The 16,824-nt window shown below is 67.0% G+C and carries 14 protein-coding genes and 1 pseudogene; 4 read left to right on the top strand and 11 right to left on the bottom strand.

Features of this window, described 5'->3' with window-relative positions; translation table 11 throughout:
* Nucleotides 1–223 precede the first annotated feature (223 nt).
* The gene (locus tag ISP14_RS04435) at nucleotides 224–637 is read right to left on the bottom strand and encodes a hypothetical protein (RefSeq protein ID WP_404536568.1); all 414 of its coding nucleotides are present in this window, start codon (nucleotides 635–637) and stop codon (nucleotides 224–226) included.
* A 429-nt stretch (nucleotides 638–1,066) separates the two neighbouring features.
* Complete coding sequence (locus ISP14_RS04430; RefSeq protein ID WP_404536566.1) at nucleotides 1,067–2,164, bottom strand: alpha/beta hydrolase; 1,098 nt, start codon at nucleotides 2,162–2,164, stop codon at nucleotides 1,067–1,069.
* Between the two features lie 61 nt (nucleotides 2,165–2,225).
* Here ISP14_RS04430 and ISP14_RS04425 point away from each other — a divergent pair.
* A pseudogene (locus ISP14_RS04425) lies at nucleotides 2,226–2,373 on the top strand (putative sulfate exporter family transporter); the annotation flags it as partial.
* A 43-nt stretch (nucleotides 2,374–2,416) separates the two neighbouring features.
* Here ISP14_RS04425 and ISP14_RS04420 read toward each other — a convergent pair.
* Entirely contained in the window at nucleotides 2,417–3,325 is a 909-nt protein-coding gene (locus ISP14_RS04420) for a LysR family transcriptional regulator (RefSeq protein WP_404536564.1), read from the bottom strand.
* Nucleotides 3,326–3,465: 140 nt separating this feature from the next.
* Between ISP14_RS04420 and ISP14_RS04415 the strand changes: the two genes are divergently transcribed.
* Nucleotides 3,466–4,329: a pirin family protein gene (locus ISP14_RS04415; protein WP_404536562.1), complete on the top strand. Its 864-nt coding sequence runs from the start codon at nucleotides 3,466–3,468 to the stop codon at nucleotides 4,327–4,329.
* A 148-nt stretch (nucleotides 4,330–4,477) separates the two neighbouring features.
* Nucleotides 4,478–5,119, top strand: a complete 642-nt coding sequence (locus tag ISP14_RS04410) for a hydrolase (protein WP_404536560.1) — start codon at nucleotides 4,478–4,480, stop codon at nucleotides 5,117–5,119.
* Nucleotides 5,120–5,212: 93 nt separating this feature from the next.
* On the opposite strand, the gene tsaB is transcribed toward ISP14_RS04410, so the two are convergent.
* The 5 genes from tsaB to ISP14_RS04385 form a co-directional block, all read right to left on the bottom strand.
* Entirely contained in the window at nucleotides 5,213–5,911 is a 699-nt protein-coding gene (tsaB, locus tag ISP14_RS04405) for a tRNA (adenosine(37)-N6)-threonylcarbamoyltransferase complex dimerization subunit type 1 TsaB (protein WP_404536558.1), read from the bottom strand.
* 103 nt (nucleotides 5,912–6,014) lie between these two features.
* Nucleotides 6,015–7,163, bottom strand: a complete 1,149-nt coding sequence (gene lldD, locus ISP14_RS04400) for an FMN-dependent L-lactate dehydrogenase LldD (RefSeq protein ID WP_404536556.1) — start codon at nucleotides 7,161–7,163, stop codon at nucleotides 6,015–6,017.
* A 46-nt stretch (nucleotides 7,164–7,209) separates the two neighbouring features.
* A complete protein-coding gene (locus ISP14_RS04395; protein ID WP_404536554.1) occupies nucleotides 7,210–7,977 on the bottom strand; it encodes an ABC transporter substrate-binding protein in 768 nt (255 codons plus the stop codon).
* Between the two features lie 32 nt (nucleotides 7,978–8,009).
* Nucleotides 8,010–8,408: a nuclear transport factor 2 family protein gene (locus ISP14_RS04390; protein WP_404536552.1), complete on the bottom strand. Its 399-nt coding sequence runs from the start codon at nucleotides 8,406–8,408 to the stop codon at nucleotides 8,010–8,012.
* Nucleotides 8,405–10,357: an ATP-dependent DNA helicase gene (locus tag ISP14_RS04385; RefSeq protein ID WP_404536550.1), complete on the bottom strand. Its 1,953-nt coding sequence runs from the start codon at nucleotides 10,355–10,357 to the stop codon at nucleotides 8,405–8,407. Before ISP14_RS04385 ends, ISP14_RS04390 begins: the two co-directional genes overlap by 4 nt.
* Before the next feature lie 123 nt (nucleotides 10,358–10,480).
* On the opposite strand from ISP14_RS04385, the gene ISP14_RS04380 reads away from it, so the two are divergent.
* Entirely contained in the window at nucleotides 10,481–10,711 is a 231-nt protein-coding gene (locus tag ISP14_RS04380) for a hypothetical protein (protein WP_404536548.1), read from the top strand.
* Nucleotides 10,712–11,115: 404 nt separating this feature from the next.
* Here ISP14_RS04380 and ISP14_RS04375 read toward each other — a convergent pair whose 3' ends face one another.
* The 3 genes from ISP14_RS04375 to ISP14_RS04365 form a co-directional block, all read right to left on the bottom strand.
* On the bottom strand, nucleotides 11,116–11,646 hold the full coding sequence (locus ISP14_RS04375; RefSeq protein ID WP_404536546.1) for a tetratricopeptide repeat protein: 531 nt from the start codon (nucleotides 11,644–11,646) through the stop codon (nucleotides 11,116–11,118).
* A gap of 2 nt (nucleotides 11,647–11,648) precedes the next feature.
* On the bottom strand, nucleotides 11,649–14,009 hold the full coding sequence (gene mrcB / locus ISP14_RS04370; protein WP_404536544.1) for a penicillin-binding protein 1B: 2,361 nt from the start codon (nucleotides 14,007–14,009) through the stop codon (nucleotides 11,649–11,651).
* 149 nt (nucleotides 14,010–14,158) lie between these two features.
* Nucleotides 14,159–16,753: a glycosyltransferase family 2 protein gene (locus ISP14_RS04365; RefSeq protein ID WP_404536542.1), complete on the bottom strand. Its 2,595-nt coding sequence runs from the start codon at nucleotides 16,751–16,753 to the stop codon at nucleotides 14,159–14,161.
* Nucleotides 16,754–16,824: the final 71 nt, after the last annotated feature.

Below are 16,824 nucleotides of genomic sequence, written 5' to 3'. Positions count from 1 at the left end.
GTCGCGCGTAACCCGACGCCTTAATTCGTCGGCCCAGGATCGAAGGCAGCCGTCTCGCTTCTTGGCCCGTCTGCCCCCTGCCCCCTGCGCCACCAAACCCACAGCGACGGCCGTTGAATCTGCGCCCCCATCAGGCTGATAGCCTTTGACCGCAGGGTCCGTACAAAACCCAGGCGCTTGAGCAGGCGCTGCATTGCTCGAGAGTCCGGCGCACAGGCGCACTCTACACGGCCATCAGGTGCGCATTGCTGTGCGTATTCGACAAGAATCCTGCCGACGCCTTGCCGACGCGAAGGGCAGTCACCGCCAGCAGTTCGATTACAAGCACTCTTGTCCCGTCTGACGCATCGACCTCACGAAGCAAGGCAGCACCAGAAGTCTGTGACCCCATGCGAACTACGACAAAGCGAGCAGCATCGATTGCCCCGTACAAGCTCAACCGTTGCACGAGAACGGCCTTGGCACAAGCAAAGCCTAGCGTGCGATACGCGTACAGCATCGAGCCATATGCCGTACTGAAGTGCCTCTTGCTCGCACCCGTCGAGATTTCAGAAACAAAGAAGAAGATATCCCAAGGCCGCCCCGGGCCAATAGTAATCGCAGGAACGCCTTTTACTGAAAGACAGTCGGACCCCATGACCCCCTCGTAAACCAACGAAGCCACGTCATCCGGCTATGAAACTTCGCTCTGAACAATCCGGTGTGCGCAAACCCACACACGCAACCCAACCACGCAACCCGTGGCGAGGCAAGCATACACACAGGCGGACGTAATGAATTGCGTCATCTTTGAGCCATCCAGTGCAGACGCGCATCAACCTTCGACAACGCGAATCTACTAAAACGTGGCAATGTCATTCTTGACACTGAATTCCATGCTCGGCACGAGCGCTCACTTCCAACCTACTTTCGGTGGCTGCTTTAGGGTCGGAAGCAGACAGAACACCATCCTGCTCGAAGGATCTAAGCGATCAAGCATCAATTCAGCTCATCACGGAAGAACTCGGCAATGAAGCCGACATCTGACACATCCTGCTGGGGCTGGGCGTGTGGGCGGCGGTGTCGGTCAGCAGCCTGGCGGTGCAGTTGTTGATCGGGCAGCTGTGACGTTTCCCCATGTGTCGCACGTAACGCGACCCGCTAATTCATCCGTCCCGGTCGGAAGCAGCCGTTTCGCTTGTTGGCCAACTGCCCTGTTTCCTCCGCGTAACCAGGTATCGAAAAAGCCGAGCACACGCAGCTGATAGTCGGTCTTGGCATATCCATACAGGTCGACGTGCGCTGCTCCGTGCACTACCCATAGTTCCTTAGGTCCTTTTGCCGCATGGAACATCGCATAGGACTCGGAGATGGTCGTGTCCCGGTCGTGATCGCCTACGATCAAAAGCTTGGGCATCGACAGATGACCAATGTGGTCGATCGGGCGTAACTGATCGGGGTAAATACCCAGATGCGCGTGCAAGGTCATCAGCAAGACGGGAGCCAGCCACGGCCCCATGGGCCCCAGGTGGATAGCCAGCCTGTCTTCCGTTGCTTGTTGGATCGTTGGATAGACTTGCTCCAGAACCACGGCATCCGCATCGACACCGGGCGCTGCAAGAATCGTGGCGGCTCCGCCCATGGATGTGCCGATGATGCCGACATGCTCGCCCGGGAGCCGTTGATGGATATACCGCAGCGATGCCTTCACGTCTTCCGCTTCGCGATAACCGAAAGTAATGGCTTTGCCCGGGCTTTCACCCGCTGCCTGAAAGTCGATCAACAACACCGCATAGCCAGCCGCATGCAGGAACCGGGCGCGATGGATCATGGCGCGCCTATCGGCACGAACACCATGCAGCAATAAAACTGCGCCGCGCCCCTTCGTGCCGGTAACGAACCAACCGTGGATCGGTTCTCCGGTTGCATCAGGAAAAGTCACCGCCTGAACCGGGATATCTGGCGGTGGCGCTCCGATAAGACTGCGAACTGGGCTGACGAGATACGACCCGGCCACCCACACACCGACAAGTGCAAAAGCTGCGAGTAGCGCCAATAGCAAAAACCAGGTTGGGATTCGTCCCCTACGCATCGTGCATCCCCTTGAGTAGTACGTCCGCTCCGGCCTTTTTTGCTTGCGCTTCTCGCATGGCCTCATCTGCCGCTTCAGCGGCAAGGCGATCATCAACCTGAGCAGCTCCAGCGCTTAGAGGCTAGCCATTGCTGCGCGGCTTAGCCAGGCTCGCGCCATCGTGGCGCTCGTCGCGATCGGCCTCTCCGCCAACCTGCGCAAGATGATCGCCAGCGGCGCGGCCGATCCTGCTGGGGCTGGGCGTGTGGACGGCGGTGTCGGTCAGCAGCCTGGCGGTGCAGTTGTTGATCGGGCAGTTGTGAGGATTGCTTCGCGATGCGACCATCCCGCGTTGCGGCACGGCGATCAGTAGTCGTCCGAGGTGGCCGCAAAACGCGCGCCGAGGAAATCGATCAACGCCCGCACCGACGGCAGCAAGCCGCGGCGCGAGACGAACACCGCATGCACGATCTCGCGCCGCGGCTGCCAGGCGGGGATCACGCGCTGTAACGTGCCACGGGTCAACTGCTCGCTGATCATCATGGTCGGCAACTGCACGACGCCCACGCCGGCCATCGCTGCGTCGCGCAGCGCCGGCATGTCGCGGGTGATGAAGCGTGGACGATGGTGGACCGCCGCCCCGGCACCATCGGGGCCGAACAGATGCCACACATGCTCTCCCTGCGGCACACCGAGGCCCAGACTGGGAAAGCGCGACAGATCCGCTGGTCCCCGTACCGCTCCATGCCGCGCCACCAGCGCGGGGCTCGCTACCAGGCACTGGCTGCGCTCGGCCAGCACGCGCATCACCAGTTCGCTGTCCTCCAGCGGCGGCGGACGCACGCGCAGCGCCACGTCGATGCCCTCGCCCACCACGTCGACGCGGCGGTTGGTCTCTTCCAGGTGCACCTCCACCTGCGGATGCTCGACCATGAAGTCGGCCAGCATCCGGCCGACCAGCGCGTCGAGCAACGCCATCGGACAGGTCATGCGCACGACGCCGCGAGGCTCCGCGCGGGTGACCTCGATGGCCTCCTCCGCGGCATCGGCTTCGACCAGCATGGCCTTGCAATGGGCATGGAAGTCCCGCCCGATCTCGGTCACCGAGAAATGGCGCGTGGAGCGCTGGATCAGGCGCACGCCCAGGCGCTCCTCCAGCAGGGCGATGCGGCGGCTGAGCCTGGACTTGGGCATGCCCAGGGCGCGCCCGGCCGGCGCGAAACCGCCGTGCTCGACCACTTGGACGAAGTAGTAGAGGTCATTCAGATCCCGCATGGCGCGCCCTCATCGTTCCATACATAGGACTCTGAGGATAAATCCTGCCGGCTACCGGCACCATCGTTCCACGAACATCATGTCACCCAACGCCAACGGACCGCACCCTGCGGTTCCCGCGCAACGCTTGGAGTCGGCACATGAAAAAGATCCTCGGCGTCTACAGCGCCCCCCGTCCGCACTGGGTCGGCGACGGTTTCCCGGTGCGCTCGCTGTTCTCATACGACAGTCACGGCCGCGAGCTGAGCCCGTTCCTGCTGTTCGACTACGCCGGTCCGCATCGCTTCGACGCCGCCGCGCGCCCCCGCGGCGTGGGCCAGCATCCGCACCGCGGCTTCGAGACCGTCACCATCGTCTACGAAGGCGAGGTGGAGCACCGCGACTCCACCGGCGCCGGCGGCAAGATCGGCCCGGGCGACGTGCAGTGGATGACCGCCGCCTCCGGCATCCTGCACGAGGAGTTCCACTCGCGCGAATTCACCCGCAGCGGCGGTACGCTGGAGATGGTGCAGCTGTGGGTGAACCTGCCGGCCAAGGACAAGCTGGCCGCGCCGGGCTATCAGACCTTGCTCGACGCCGACATCCCGTCGGTGGCGCTGCCCGACGGTGCCGGCCAGTTGCGCGTGATCGCCGGCGAATACGCCGGCCACCACGGCCCGGCCCGCACCTTCACCGCGATGGATGTGTGGGATGTGCGCCTCAAGGCCGGCAAGTCGGCAGCCTTCAGCGTGCCCGCCGGCCGCACGCTCGCCCTGGTGGTGCTGAAGGGCACCGTGCTGGTGAACGGAAGCGAGGTGGCGCGTGAGGCGCAGATGGTGGTACTTGAGCGCGACGGCAGCGAGATCGCGCTCGAAGCCAACAGCGACACCACTCTGCTGCTGCTCGACGGCGAACCGATCGACGAGCCCATCGTCGGCTACGGCCCGTTCGTGATGAACACGCGCGAGGAAATCGGCCAGGCCGTGACCGACTTCAACAGCGGCCGCTTCGGTCGCATGCAGTAAACCCCGCGCCGGCCCGGATCCGGGCCGGCGCCTTCCCGCCGGACGCTCGGAAGCACCACGAGCAACCCGACCCGAGCCGCAGCTGACACACCCGCTTTCCGCAACACGCGTGCCGCGTTCCGGCACATCCACGCAACGGAGCATCCCCATGGCAAGCGAACCCATCCGTGATCCCCTGAAGGACGAACTGCTGACCCCGCAGAACTCGGCCCTGATCGTCATCGACTACCAGCCGGTGCAGGTGAACTCGATCGCCTCGATGGACCGGCAACTGCTGGTCAACAACATCGTCGGCACGGCCAAGGCAGCCGTGGTCTACGGCCTGCCGATCGTGCATTCCACGGTCAACGTCAAAACCGGATTGAACAAACCGCCGATCCCGCAGTTGCGCAAGGTGTTGGACAAGGTCCCCACCTACGACCGCACCTCGATCAACTCATGGGAGGACGTCGAGTTCCGCAAGGCGGTAGAAGCCACCGGCCGCAAGAAACTGATCATGACCGCGCTGTGGACCGAGGCCTGCCTCACCTTCCCGGCACTCGACGCGCTGAAGGCCGGCTACGAGGTCTACGTCGTCGCCGATGCCGTCGGCGGCACCTCGGTCACCGCGCACGAAATGGCGTTGCGGCGCATTGAGCAGGCCGGCGGCAAGATGATCAGTGTGGCGCAGCTGTTCTGCGAACTGCAGCGCGACTGGCAACGCCAGGAGACGGTGCCGGCCTTCATGAACCTCTTCATCGAGACCGGCGGTACCGCAGGCATCCAGTTCGCGTACGACCGCACCGCGTGAAAGTGCGGCGCGGCGCCTCCCGGTTGTTGCCGGGGGCGCCGCGCGTCATTCATCCACAAGCGTGGCAATGCGCGTGGCGTTGCCGGCCCGCGACTACGCCTTGCCCTGCTCCACCAGCGTCAGCGCTACCTTGTCGCGCAGATAGACTGGCAAGGCCAGTTCTGGCGCCTGCGCGCGGCCAGCTTTGAACTCGCGGGCGGCGAGCTCGGCCACGTGCATGGCTTGCGGGTAACGGACACCATCGGCGAAGCGTGGTTCGCCGCCCAGCTTTTCGCGCAGCACCGTTTCGTAAGTCGCCCAGCCGCTGCCCACCACCTGCCAGGCTCGGGCTTCCGGTAGCACCAACGCTTCGGCAGTACAGACGCGTTCGTCGTCTAGCGCGACCAGGCCGCCTTCGCCATCGCGGCGGTAGCAGGCAGCGTAGATCTCACCCATGCGCGCATCGATCACGGCGAGGATGGTGCTGTCCGCATCGCCGTCGTCCGGCGCCTCCAGCGCCAGCGCGGCCAGCGAGGAGACGGTGATCACGGGCAGGTCCAGCGCCAGCGCCATGCCCTGCGCCAGCGACACGGCGAGGCGCACGCCGGTGAACGCACCGGGGCCACGGCCCACGGCGATCGCATCCAGCGCATGGCGGCCCAGGCCCGCCTCGGCCAACAGTTCGTCCGCCATCGGCAACACGCGCTCGGCGTGGCGGCGTGGCGCCAGTTCGCTGCGCGCGATCACGGTGTCGCCGTGGATCAGGGCGACGGAGCAGGCTTCGGTGGCGGTTTCGATCGCGAGCAGGTTCATGGCGACGCCATGATAGCGGCTGGCGGCATGCGCGACGGGCGCTGCCGGAGGCGACCGCGGCCAATCCGGGGCCATCACGATGGCATTGTCAGGGAAACCGCGATCAGGGCGTGTCTTGCGCGCTGGCCAGGCTGTCCCGGGTGATTTCGGCAATCGATTTCGCCCCGGTCAGTGTCATTGCCACGCGCATCTCGGCGGCGATGAGGTCGAGCAGGTGCGCCACGCCCTGGCCGCCGGCTGCCGCCAGCGCATAGACGAAGGGCCTGCCCAGCAGCACGCCATCCGCACCCAGCGCCAGCATGCGCACCACATCGAGGCCGGAGCGCACGCCGGAGTCGGCGAGGATGGTGAGCTTGCCCTTCACCGCATCGGCGATGGCGGGCAGCGCGCGCGCCGAGGACAGCACGCCGTCGAGCTGGCGTCCGCCATGGTTGGAAACCACGATGCCATCGGCACCGAAACGTGCCGCCTCGCGCGCATCCTCGGGATCGAGGATGCCCTTCAGCACCATCGCGCCCTTCCAGAAATCGCGGATCCACTGCAGGTCGCCCCAGCCGATCCCGGGATCGAAATTCTTGCCCAGCCAACCGATGTAATCCTCCAGGCCGATGCGGTGACCCAGGTAGGCCGACACGTTGCCGAGGTCGTGCGGGCGGCCGCGCACACCCACGTTCCACGCCCAGTGCGGATGCAGGCAAGCCTGCCAGACGCGGCGCAGCGCCGCATGCGGACCGGACATGCCCGAGTGCCTGTCGCGGTAGCGCGCACCCGGCACTGGCATGTCCACGGTGAACACCAGGGTGCGCACGCCGGCGGCCCATGCGCGCTCCAGCGCGTTCTTCATGAAGCCGCGATCCTTGAGCACGTAGAGCTGGAACCAGATCGGCCGCGACAACTGGCTCTGCACTTCCTCGATCGGGCACACCGACACCGTGGACAAGGTGAGCGGCACGCCTTTTTCCGCTGCCGCGCGCGCCGCCTGCACCTCGCCGCGCCGGGCGTACATGCCGGTGAGCCCCACCGGCGCCAGCGCCAGCGGCAGGCTCAGCTTTTCGCCGAACAGTTCGGTGGAGAGATCGACCTCACCGACTTCCTTGAGCACGCGCTGGCGCAGGGCGAGACCGCGCAAGTCCTCGACGTTGCGACGCATGGTCTGCTCGTCGTAGGCGCCGCCGTCGATGTAGTGGAACAGGAAGGGCGGCAGGCGGCGCCGGGCCGCCTCGCGGTAGTCCATCGTCGAGGAAATGATCATGCGCAGCACTGTGCTACGGGGCGCTGCCCCGCGCAATGTCCGCGGTTCATACCGCAGCGGCAGCGATGGCTTCGCGCAGTTGCCGGTAGCCCTCCACCAAGCGCGGACCGGGACGACCGAGGAAGGCTTCGCTGATCGCATGGATGCGGCCGGCGACGACGGCGGGCACCGCGGCCCAGCCCTCGCGGCGGCGCACCACCTCGGCGCGGTAGTTCTCCGCCTTCACCCCGCACCAGCTCATCGTCACGATATCGGGCGCGGCAGCGGCGGCGGCATCGTGGGTCAGCGGCACGCTCCGGGCATCCACTTCGCCCCAGGGGTTGCGACCACCCGCGCGCACGATGAGGTCGTTGACCCAGGAATGCTTCGCCGCGGCGATCACCGGCTTGGGCCACCACTCGACCAGCACGGCCGGACGTGGCCCATGCGGCTCGACACACGGCATCGCCGCGTCCATCTGCGCCACCAGCATCTCCCCGCGCGCGGACACCGCCAGCGCGGCGGCGATGCGGCGGATGTCGCCGTAAACGTCGTCCAGCGATTGCGGATCGCATACTAGGGTCTGCAGTCCCGCCGCGTGCAACGCATCCACCACGCGTTCGTGGCCGGGCACGGTCAGCGAGGTCAGCACCAGGTCGGGTTCCAACTTCAGTACCGCGTCCACGTCGAGGTCGAGATCGCGCCCTGTCTTCGGCAGGCTGGCGACGACCTCGGGCGGGTAATCGGAATCCGCGTCCACGCCCACCAGCATCCGGGCGCAGCCCAGTGCGCAGACGATCTCGGTGTTGGAGCAGGTGTGGGAGAAGACGCGCATGATGGGGTTCCGGAATCGGGCCGTGGCGCGGCTCAGCCGTCCGCTACCACGGTGCCCTGGTGGAACACGATCTTCCAGCCCTCCGGGTCGCGTCGCCAGATCGTGGCGCGTCGCGTCACGCGCTCGCCCTGGCGCAAGGTATAGGTGAGCAGGTAGACCGCATCGGCGAGCTGGCGGCAGTGGAACTCGCCAGTCTCCCACGGATCCGGCTGCGGATTCCTTTGACGCTCGTCGAGTACGTCAAGCACGTAATCGCGGCTGTAGCGGCGGCCGGAAGCGCCCACTTCCCAGAAGTCCTCCACCGTCATGGCACGATGGTCGGCGCGCGTGGAGCCGAATTCCGGGCGATGGAAGATCGGTTCGCGCCGGCGCAGCTCGTCCAGCACGGGCAGCAGCGCGGGATCGGTGCGCAGTTCGGGTTCGGTGCTCATGCGACAGATTCCTCGCGATCATCGGTGGGCGACGCGAAAAACGACTGCGCGTCGGCCAGCGCACGGGTGCGCGGCATCGGCGGCAAGCTGGCAAGGAACAGCTTGCCGTAGCCCTTGGTGGCAATACGCGGATCGCACAGCATCAGCACGCCACGGTCGGTGACGCTGCGGATCAGCCGACCCGCGCCCTGTTTCAGCGCGATCGCTGCGGCCGGCACCTGCCAGCCCATGAACGGGTTGATGCCCTGTTGTTCCAACGCTTCCAGCCGGGCCACCAACACCGGATCGTCGGGCGCCGCGAACGGCAGCTTGTCGATCACCACCACGCTGAGCGCGTCGCCCACCACGTCCACGCCTTCCCAGAAACTGGCCGCGCCCAGCAGCACGCCGTGGCCGGAATGGCGGAACTCCTCCAGCAACTGGTGGCGCGGCGCCGTGCCCTGCACGAACAGCGGCCAGGGCACGCGCGCGGCCAGCAGTTCGGCGGCGCGGCGTAGCGCGCGGTGCGAGGTGAACAGCAGGAAGGCGCGGCCGTTCGACGCCTGCAGCACCGGCAGCACGGCGTCGAGCACGCGCTCGGTATAGTCGCGCGCGGCCGGATCGGGCAGGCCCTCAGGCAGGTAGCACAACGCTTGCCGCGCGTAGTCGAATGGACTGTCCAGCGCCAGCGTCCTTGGCTCGTCGAGACCCAGCTGGCGCGCGAAGTGGTCGAACTGCCCGGCCACCGACAGCGTGGCCGAGGTGTACACCCAGGCCGCTTGGCTGCGCTCGCGCATCGCGCGCAGCGGCGCCGCGAGGTCGAGCGGCGTGGCGTAGAGCGCGAAGCCGCGCGGGAACAGCTCATACCAGCGCACGTCACGTTCGGACGTCTGCTCGACGATGCGCTCCAGCCGTTCGGCCAGCAGGGCGGCACGTTCGTGCGCGTTGGCCAGCCCGCGCGAGCGCTCGGCCTGCGAGGCGAGCAGGTCGGTAAGTGCGGCCAGCAATTCGCCGATCTCGTGCAGGCCCTCGCGCACCGTCGGCGTCGCTTCGAGCGGCCCGAACGCGCCGCGCGGCGGCAATGGATCCATCGCCAGGCGCAGGCGGCGCAGCGCGTCCTGCAGCGCCTCCACCGGCTCCAGCAGCAAGCCGATCGCGCCGGTGACGCCATTGCATTCGCGCAAGGCATCCTGCGCCAGCTCGCTGAGCTGGCGCGCGCTTACGCTCTGCGAGAAGAACTGCCCGGCCAGCTCGGGTACCTGGTGTGCCTCGTCGAGGATGAAGGCCGCCGCACCGGGCAGGATTTCGCCGAAACCTTCCTGCTTCAACGCCAGGTCGGCGAACAGCAAGTGATGGTTGACCACCACCAGTTGCGCTTCCTGCGCCTCGCGGCGCGCCTTCACTACGTGGCAGTCGTCGTAGAACGGGCATTCCACACCGAGGCAGTTCTCCGGCGTGGACGTGACGCGCGGCCACATTGGTGATTCCTCTGGCACCTCGGCCAGCTCCATGCGGTCGCCGCGACGCGTGCGCGCGGACCAGGCGCGGATCGTCGCCAGTTGCGACGCCTGCGCCTTGTCGAAGCTTGCGCCCTCGCGCACGGTCTGGTCGAGGCGATACAGGCAGAGGTAATTCGCACGCCCTTTCAGCAGCGCGGTTTTCAGCCGCGCACCGAGCACGGAAACCACTCTGGGCAGGTCGCGGAAGTACAGCTGGTCCTGCAGCGCTTTGGTGCCGGTCGAGACGATCACCCGCTCGCCCGAGAGCAGCGCGGGCACCAGGTAGGCGTAGGTCTTGCCGGTGCCGGTGCCGGCCTCGGCGATCAGCGTGTCGCGTCCGGCAATGGCTTGCGCCACCGACGCGGCCATCGCCTGCTGCGCAGCGCGCGGCGCAAAGTTCGGCAGCTCGCGCGCGAACGAGCCGTCGGGGCCGAGCAGTGCGGCAGCGTCGATATCGTCGTGGTCAATCATCCTTGCCAGTATCGCCGCCGCAGCCGCGCCTGCAAATGTGCAGCGTGCACGGGCAAGGCCGCTTGCCTGTCCATGCCGGCCGTCGCACCCTTGGCGTTCCATGCAACACCTGCAGGAGTCCACATGTCCCCGGCGAAACCCACCGCACCGCAGGAACGCCCCGGTTTCATCGTGCTGCAGGAAACCGCACCGGGATGCTGGCAGGTGATTGGCGAAGTGGCGCGACACCCCGGCCTCACCGCGCGGATGGCGCGCATCCAGGCCGTGCAGGACGCCACTGGCGGATGTTTCGGTGACGGCGGCCGCTATGCCGCCGTGCTGCGCAGCGAGTGGCGGATCGCAGCGCAGTTCTGAGCCGCCGCGTGCGGCAACCGGTCCCGCGCAAGTCGCACAACGGAACCCGGAGCCCTGGAGGAACGAAAGTCCTCCGGCAACCCGGCGGCGCGGGGGCATCGCCGGGTTGCCGGAAAAGCGTCATCCCGACGCAGACCTGCATGCTTGCTGTGCAAGGCATGCATACCACTCCAAACCGTCGGGTCGGCGGCAGGCACCACTCCGAAGCGTCGCGCACGGCGACGACAGTCCGGGCAATGTCCGGGCCATCGACAGCCGCAGAAACGCACTCCGACCCGTTCCGGATAGTCAGACGTTTGAGTAGCGGAAAATTGAAATGGCGGCCGCCAGACAGAGGGGGCGGCCACGGCCATTGCGTGAAACGGCCTCCCTCAGCCGCGGGGTCGCGGCCGTGGGACGACGGCTCAGAACCGGTTGACGCCCTGCACGTGGCACTTCGCCACCCAGTTGCGCGCGGTGGTGACACCGGCGTCGTCGCCGGCCTCCAGGCGCAGTTGGGCGATGGTTTCCCAGTTGCGCGCGCACAGCGGACCGAGCTTGGGCCCCAGTGTCCACGATTGCTGGGCCAGCTTCTGCGCCAGCGCGTAGTCGTGCTGGTACACCGCCACTTCGGCGCGGTCCTGCAGCAGGTCGGGCGACTCGGGGCTGCGCTTGAGCGCCTGGTCGAGCGTGGTCGCGGCGGCATCGTAATGGCCGGCCTGCACGTCGGTCTCGGCGGCCGCCTGCCAGGCGCTGATGCCGGGGTCGGCCAGCGGGTGCACCGCGATCACGGACTGCTCGCGATCGCCCGCGGCGCGGATCGCTGCGACCATGCTGGCGGGCGCCAGCACCGGATGCTTCGGCGCCTCGACCGGAGCCGGGGTGGTGCAGGCTGCCAGCAGGGCTGCCGTCAGCGGCAGCGGCCACGCGCGCAGGGATCGACGAACGAAGAACATGCTCAGTTTCCGCTGGGAAGGGGTTGGGCGACTGCAGGCGTCACGCCCGGGCCGGCCGGGCCGCCGCTGCTGGACGGGGCCGCCGGACTGCTGCCGAACAGGTTTTGCCAGAAACCGCAGCCTTCGACGTCGCCGGACAGCGAACCGGTCACCACCGGCACCTGCTTGGCACCCGTGCACTGCGGCTCGGTAGGCTTGCCGTCGGCAGGGTTGATCCAGGCCATCTGCAGCCCGTCGCCCGGCGCGGCAGGCAGCGCCTGGGTAGGCAGCTTGGCGAACAGGTTGCGCCAGACGCGCAGCGCGCCGGTGGCGCCGAAGAGATGGGCGGGCTTGTTGTCGTCGCGCCCCATCCAGAACACGCCGAGGTGCTCGCCGGTGAAGCCGGCGAACCAGCCGTCGCGCAGGTCGTTGCTGGTGCCGGTCTTGCCAGCGACATGCAGCGACGCCAGGCTGGATTCGCCGATCGCATGAGCGGTGCCGTACAAGGCCACCTGCTGCATCGCCCAGGTCACCAGGCGCACCGCGGGCTGGTATTCACCGTTGCCGCTCTGCACCTCGTAGCGCTTGATGGTGCGGCCGTTGCCGTCCACCACGCCGCGCACCGCCAGCAGCGGCAGCGCGTGGCCGTCGGAGGCGATGTATTCGTACAGCTGCGCCACCTGCAGCGGCGACAGGTCCAGCGCGCCGATCAGCAGCGAGGGACCAGGATTGACGTCGGTGAGCCCGAAGGACTGCAGGAACGCGCGGATCCGCGGCAGGCCCACCGCGAGGCCGAGGCGGATGCTGGCGAGATTCCACGACTTGGCCAGCGCATCGACCATCGGCACCATGCCGTGGCTCTGGTTGTCGTCGTTGTGCGGCGTCCATAGCGTGCCGTTGGGCTGCGGCATGCTGATCGGGCCGTCGTCCAGCGCGGTGGCGAGGTTCCAGCGCGAGGGGTTGGTCAGCGCCACCAGGTAGACGAAGGGTTTGATGGTGGAGCCGATCGGCCGCTGCGAATCCAGCGCGCGGTTGAAGCCCTGGTCGCCCGGAATCTTGCTGCCGACCATCGCCAGCACGCTGCCGTCGTGGACGTCGGTGACCACGCCGGCCGCCTGCAGCGGATCGGCGCGCTTGCCCAGCTCCTTCATCGTCGTGTCGACCGCCTGCTCGCTGTAGAGCTGCGCGGACGGGTCCAGCGTGGTGAAGACCGACAAGTTGCCGGCGCTCAGCGTGTCTTCGTCGAAATCGCTGGTGATCTGCTGGCGCACCAGCTGCATGAAGGCGGGGAAGCGGTTATGCGGCAGCTGGCCGTTCTTGATCACATCCAGCGACGTGGCCTGCGCGGCCTTGGCCTGCGCCGCTGAGAGCAGGCCGGTGTCGGCGAATTCCTGCAGCACCAGGTTGCGGCGCACCAGCGCGCGGTCCGGGTAGCGACGCGGGTCGTAATAGCTCGGCCCCTTCACCAGGCCCACCAGCATCGCGACCTCCTGCGGGCGCAGGTCGCTCAGCTGTCGGCCGAAATAGAACTCCGAGGCCGCGGCGAAGCCGTGCACCGCCTGCCCGCCCTGCTGGCCGAGGAACACCTCGTTGACGTAGGCCTCGAGGATGCGGTCCTTGCTGTAGTGCAGCTCCAGCAGCAGCGACATCAACGCTTCGTTGATCTTGCGCGTGAAGGTCTGCTCGCGGCTGAGGAACAGGTTGCGCACCAGCTGCTGGGTCAGCGTGGAAGCGCCTTGCACGGTGTGGCCTGCGCGCAGGTTGGCGAACGCGGCGCGCAGGATCGCGGTGAAGTCGATGCCGATGTTGTGCTTGAAGTCGCGGTCTTCCACCGCCTGCAGGCCGCCCACCAGCAGCGGCGGCAGGTCGGTCAGGCGCACGATGCGGCGGTCTACCTGATCGGCGCCGTACACGGTGGCGATGCGCGCAGGATCGAGGTGGGCGAGATCGATCGTCTTGCCGGTGGCCAGATCGCGCACCGATGCGACCGTGCCCTGGTTCAGGCTCACCACGATGCGCTTGGGCAGCTCGCCGCCTTCCGGCCCGGCATAGCCGCGCGAGGAGATCACATAGCGGCTGCCCTGCCTCGCCCAGCTGCCGGCCACCTGGCCGTGGCCGTCGTCGCTGTAGCCGGCGAAGGTGAGCTCCAGTTGCAGCGCCGCCGGGGTCATCGACTCGCCCGCGGCCAGCGGCAGCGGCCGTGCGAACACCCGCGTGGGCACCGCGAACACCAGGTCGTTGAAGCGCTCCTGCACGCGCTTGTTCAGCACTAGCGTGTACGGCAGCACGAAGCCGACCAGCAGGCCCAGGCCGATCCAGAACGGGATACGCAGCCACGGCCAGCAGGCGCGCAGGAACGAGCGGGTGCGGGTCAACAAGGCCAACGCGTGGAAATCCTGGACATGGGGCTCCGATGATAGGGCGTGCTACCCGGCGCGCATCTGAACGGGAGGGGCGCAGCACATGGCCGAATCAGGGCAAAAGCCCCGCGCCCGATGTTCCGGCGTCGCCAGGGCGACGCCGGAGGACGACCTCAGCCGGCCTTGTCCCCCGCCTTGTGCGCGATCCAGGCGCCGACCACAGCCGACACGTAGGGAATCGACTGCGCGGCGAGGATGAACATCCACAGCATGCCTTCGATGTAATGGGTGCCGTAGTTCAAGCCCATGCCCACGACGCACAGCAGCAAGGCGACTGCCATCAGCAGCTCCTCACGCACCGGTGCGAACGCGGCGAAGCTGCTGCCGCCCATGCGCCGGCTCTTGGCGGTCACCACGAACGAGGTCTTCTCGCGGGTGAGGCCATGCAGGATGCCGCGCGCAATGGCGTGCGACAGGCCCATGCTGGCCAGCGAGGCCATCAGCGTGTCGTACCAGCCGCAAGGCACGCGGGCGCGATACAGCACCACGCCGAAGATCGCCTTGGCGAAGAAGAAGCCGATCACCGGGATCAGGAACAGCTGCATCGGCAGGCTGAAGTACTGCGGGAGGGCCACCATGCCCGCGGTCCAGAACAGCGCCATCAGGGTGAAGATCAGGTGCAGCGCGTCGGCGAACCAGCTGAACCAGCCGGTGAGGAAATGGAAGCGCTGACCGGCCGAGAGCGGCCCCTTCTGCGTCATCCACTGCCAGCGGCCCTTGAGGATCTGCATCGCGCCGAACGCCCAGCGGTAGCGCTGGCTCTTGTAGGCCTTGAAATCGGCCGGCGTCAGGCCCTTGCCCATCAGCTCGTCGACGTAGACCAGCTCATAGCCGGCGTGCATCAGGCGCAGGCCGAGCTCGGCGTCCTCGCAGATGGTCCATTCCGACCAGCCGCCGGTGCCTTCCAGCGCCGAACGTCGCACCATGGTCATGGTGCCGTGCTGGATGATCGCGTTGCGCTCGTTGCGATGGTGCATGCCGATGCGGAAGAAGCCGTCGTACTCCCACGCGGTCATGCGGCGGAAGCGGTTGTGCTCGAAGTCGCGATGCGCCTGCGGGCACTGCACCACGGCCACCTTGGGGTCGTGGAAGTAGCCGGTGAGGGTCGCCAGCCAGTCCTGGCGCACCACGTAGTCGGCGTCGATCACCGCCACCACGTCGGCGCGCGGGTCGGTTTCCTTCAAGCCGAAGTTCAGCGCACCGGCCTTGTAGCCCGGCCACGGTTCCAGGTGGAAGAAGCGGAAGCGCTTGCCCAGCTTCTCGCAGTATTCCTGCACCGGCTTCCACACCGCCGGGTCCTTGGTGTTGTTGTCGATCACCAGCACTTCGTAGTTCTGGTAGTCGAGCTCGGCCAGCGAGTCCAGTGTGACGATCACCATCTCCGGCGGCTCGTTGTAGCAGGCCAGGTGGATGGAGACGAACGGCTGCTTCTCGGGGATGTCCGGCCGCAGCATGCCGGCATGGCGCACCCATTGGCGCCGCCACAGCACCTCGGTGAACTCGAAGCCGTTAATCAGCAGGATGGCGAGGATCGCGATCTGGGCCGGGAACAGCAGCACCAGCATGGTCCAGTCCACCCAGCTCAGGTAGAAGTTGAACGGCAGCGTGGCGGACCACACGATCAGGCCGCAGGCGAGCTGGATCAGCGCGCAGAAGAAAAAGCGCCCGGTGAGCTTGAAGCGCGCGAAGCGCCGCGCGAACCAGATCATCGGCAGCAGCGCCAGCAGGCTCGCCGCCAGCGCCTTCCACGGCCAGCCGGTGTCCTCGGTCACCGGGCCGGTGAACGGGAACTTCGGCTGGCGGTCGGCGTTGAACATGCCCCAGTACGCCTCGGTGCGGCCCGAAAGCTGCTCCTTCCACGGCTGGTCGAACGCCTCCATCACGTAGTAGTCCAGGTGGCGCTGCTGGGCCACGTTGAACCACTGGCGCAGGAAGATCGCCTCGTCCGACACCGACGGATACGCGTATTCGTCGCGGTCGCCGTTGGACGGCCAGCCGATCTCGCCGATCACGATGTGCTTGTTCGGGAACAGCCGCTGCAGGTTCTCGTAGCTGCCAAGTGCGGCGCCGATGGCGTCCTTGCGCGAGATGCCGTTCCAGTACGGGAACAGGTGCACGGTGATGAAATCCACGTGCTCGGCCAGCTCGGGGTACTTCTCCCAGATGAAGTCCGGTTCGGCGGTGGACACCGGCTGGTGCAGCGCGGCGCGCGCCCGGTCCAGGTAGCCCATCAGCTGTTCGGGCGGGATGTCGTTGCGGAACAGCACCTCATTGCCCACCAGCGCCCGGGTGATGGTGCCGGGGTAACGGCGCGCCTGCGCGATCAGCGCGGCGATCTCCTTGTCGTTGTTGTCCAGCCGCGTGTCGATCCACGCGCCGGCCAGCACCTTCAGCCCCTCGCGCTCGGCCAGCCGCGGAATCTGCGGGTTCTGCAGCATCGCGTAGATGCGGATGTTCGAGCTGTAGCGATGCAGCAGCCGCAGGTCGCCGTCGATCTGCTCGTCGGTGGGAAAGTCGTTCTTCAGCGGGCTCTGGTAGCGCTGGAACGCCGACAGCGCGAAGCCGCCCACCGGACCATGCCAATCCTCGGGACCATGCGGGCGGTTACCCCACCACCACAGGCCGATGTTCAGCGCGGCCACCACCAGGGCCAGCACGACGGCAACAAACAGCGAAGGACGGCGGTGGATGGAAGGATCGGCGCTCAAGAAAGTCCCCGTGGGAGCCTCTCTGGGGATGCTCTGATCAACCCCAGCATAGGCGGCATGATGCCCGGAAG

Origin of the sequence: Dyella agri, from assembly GCF_044904705.1 — a bacterium.
Classification (GTDB): Bacteria; Pseudomonadota; Gammaproteobacteria; order Xanthomonadales; family Rhodanobacteraceae; genus Rhodanobacter_A; species Rhodanobacter_A agri.
Note: the sequence above shows the minus strand (reverse complement) of the source record. Positions and strands in the feature narration are given on the sequence as shown.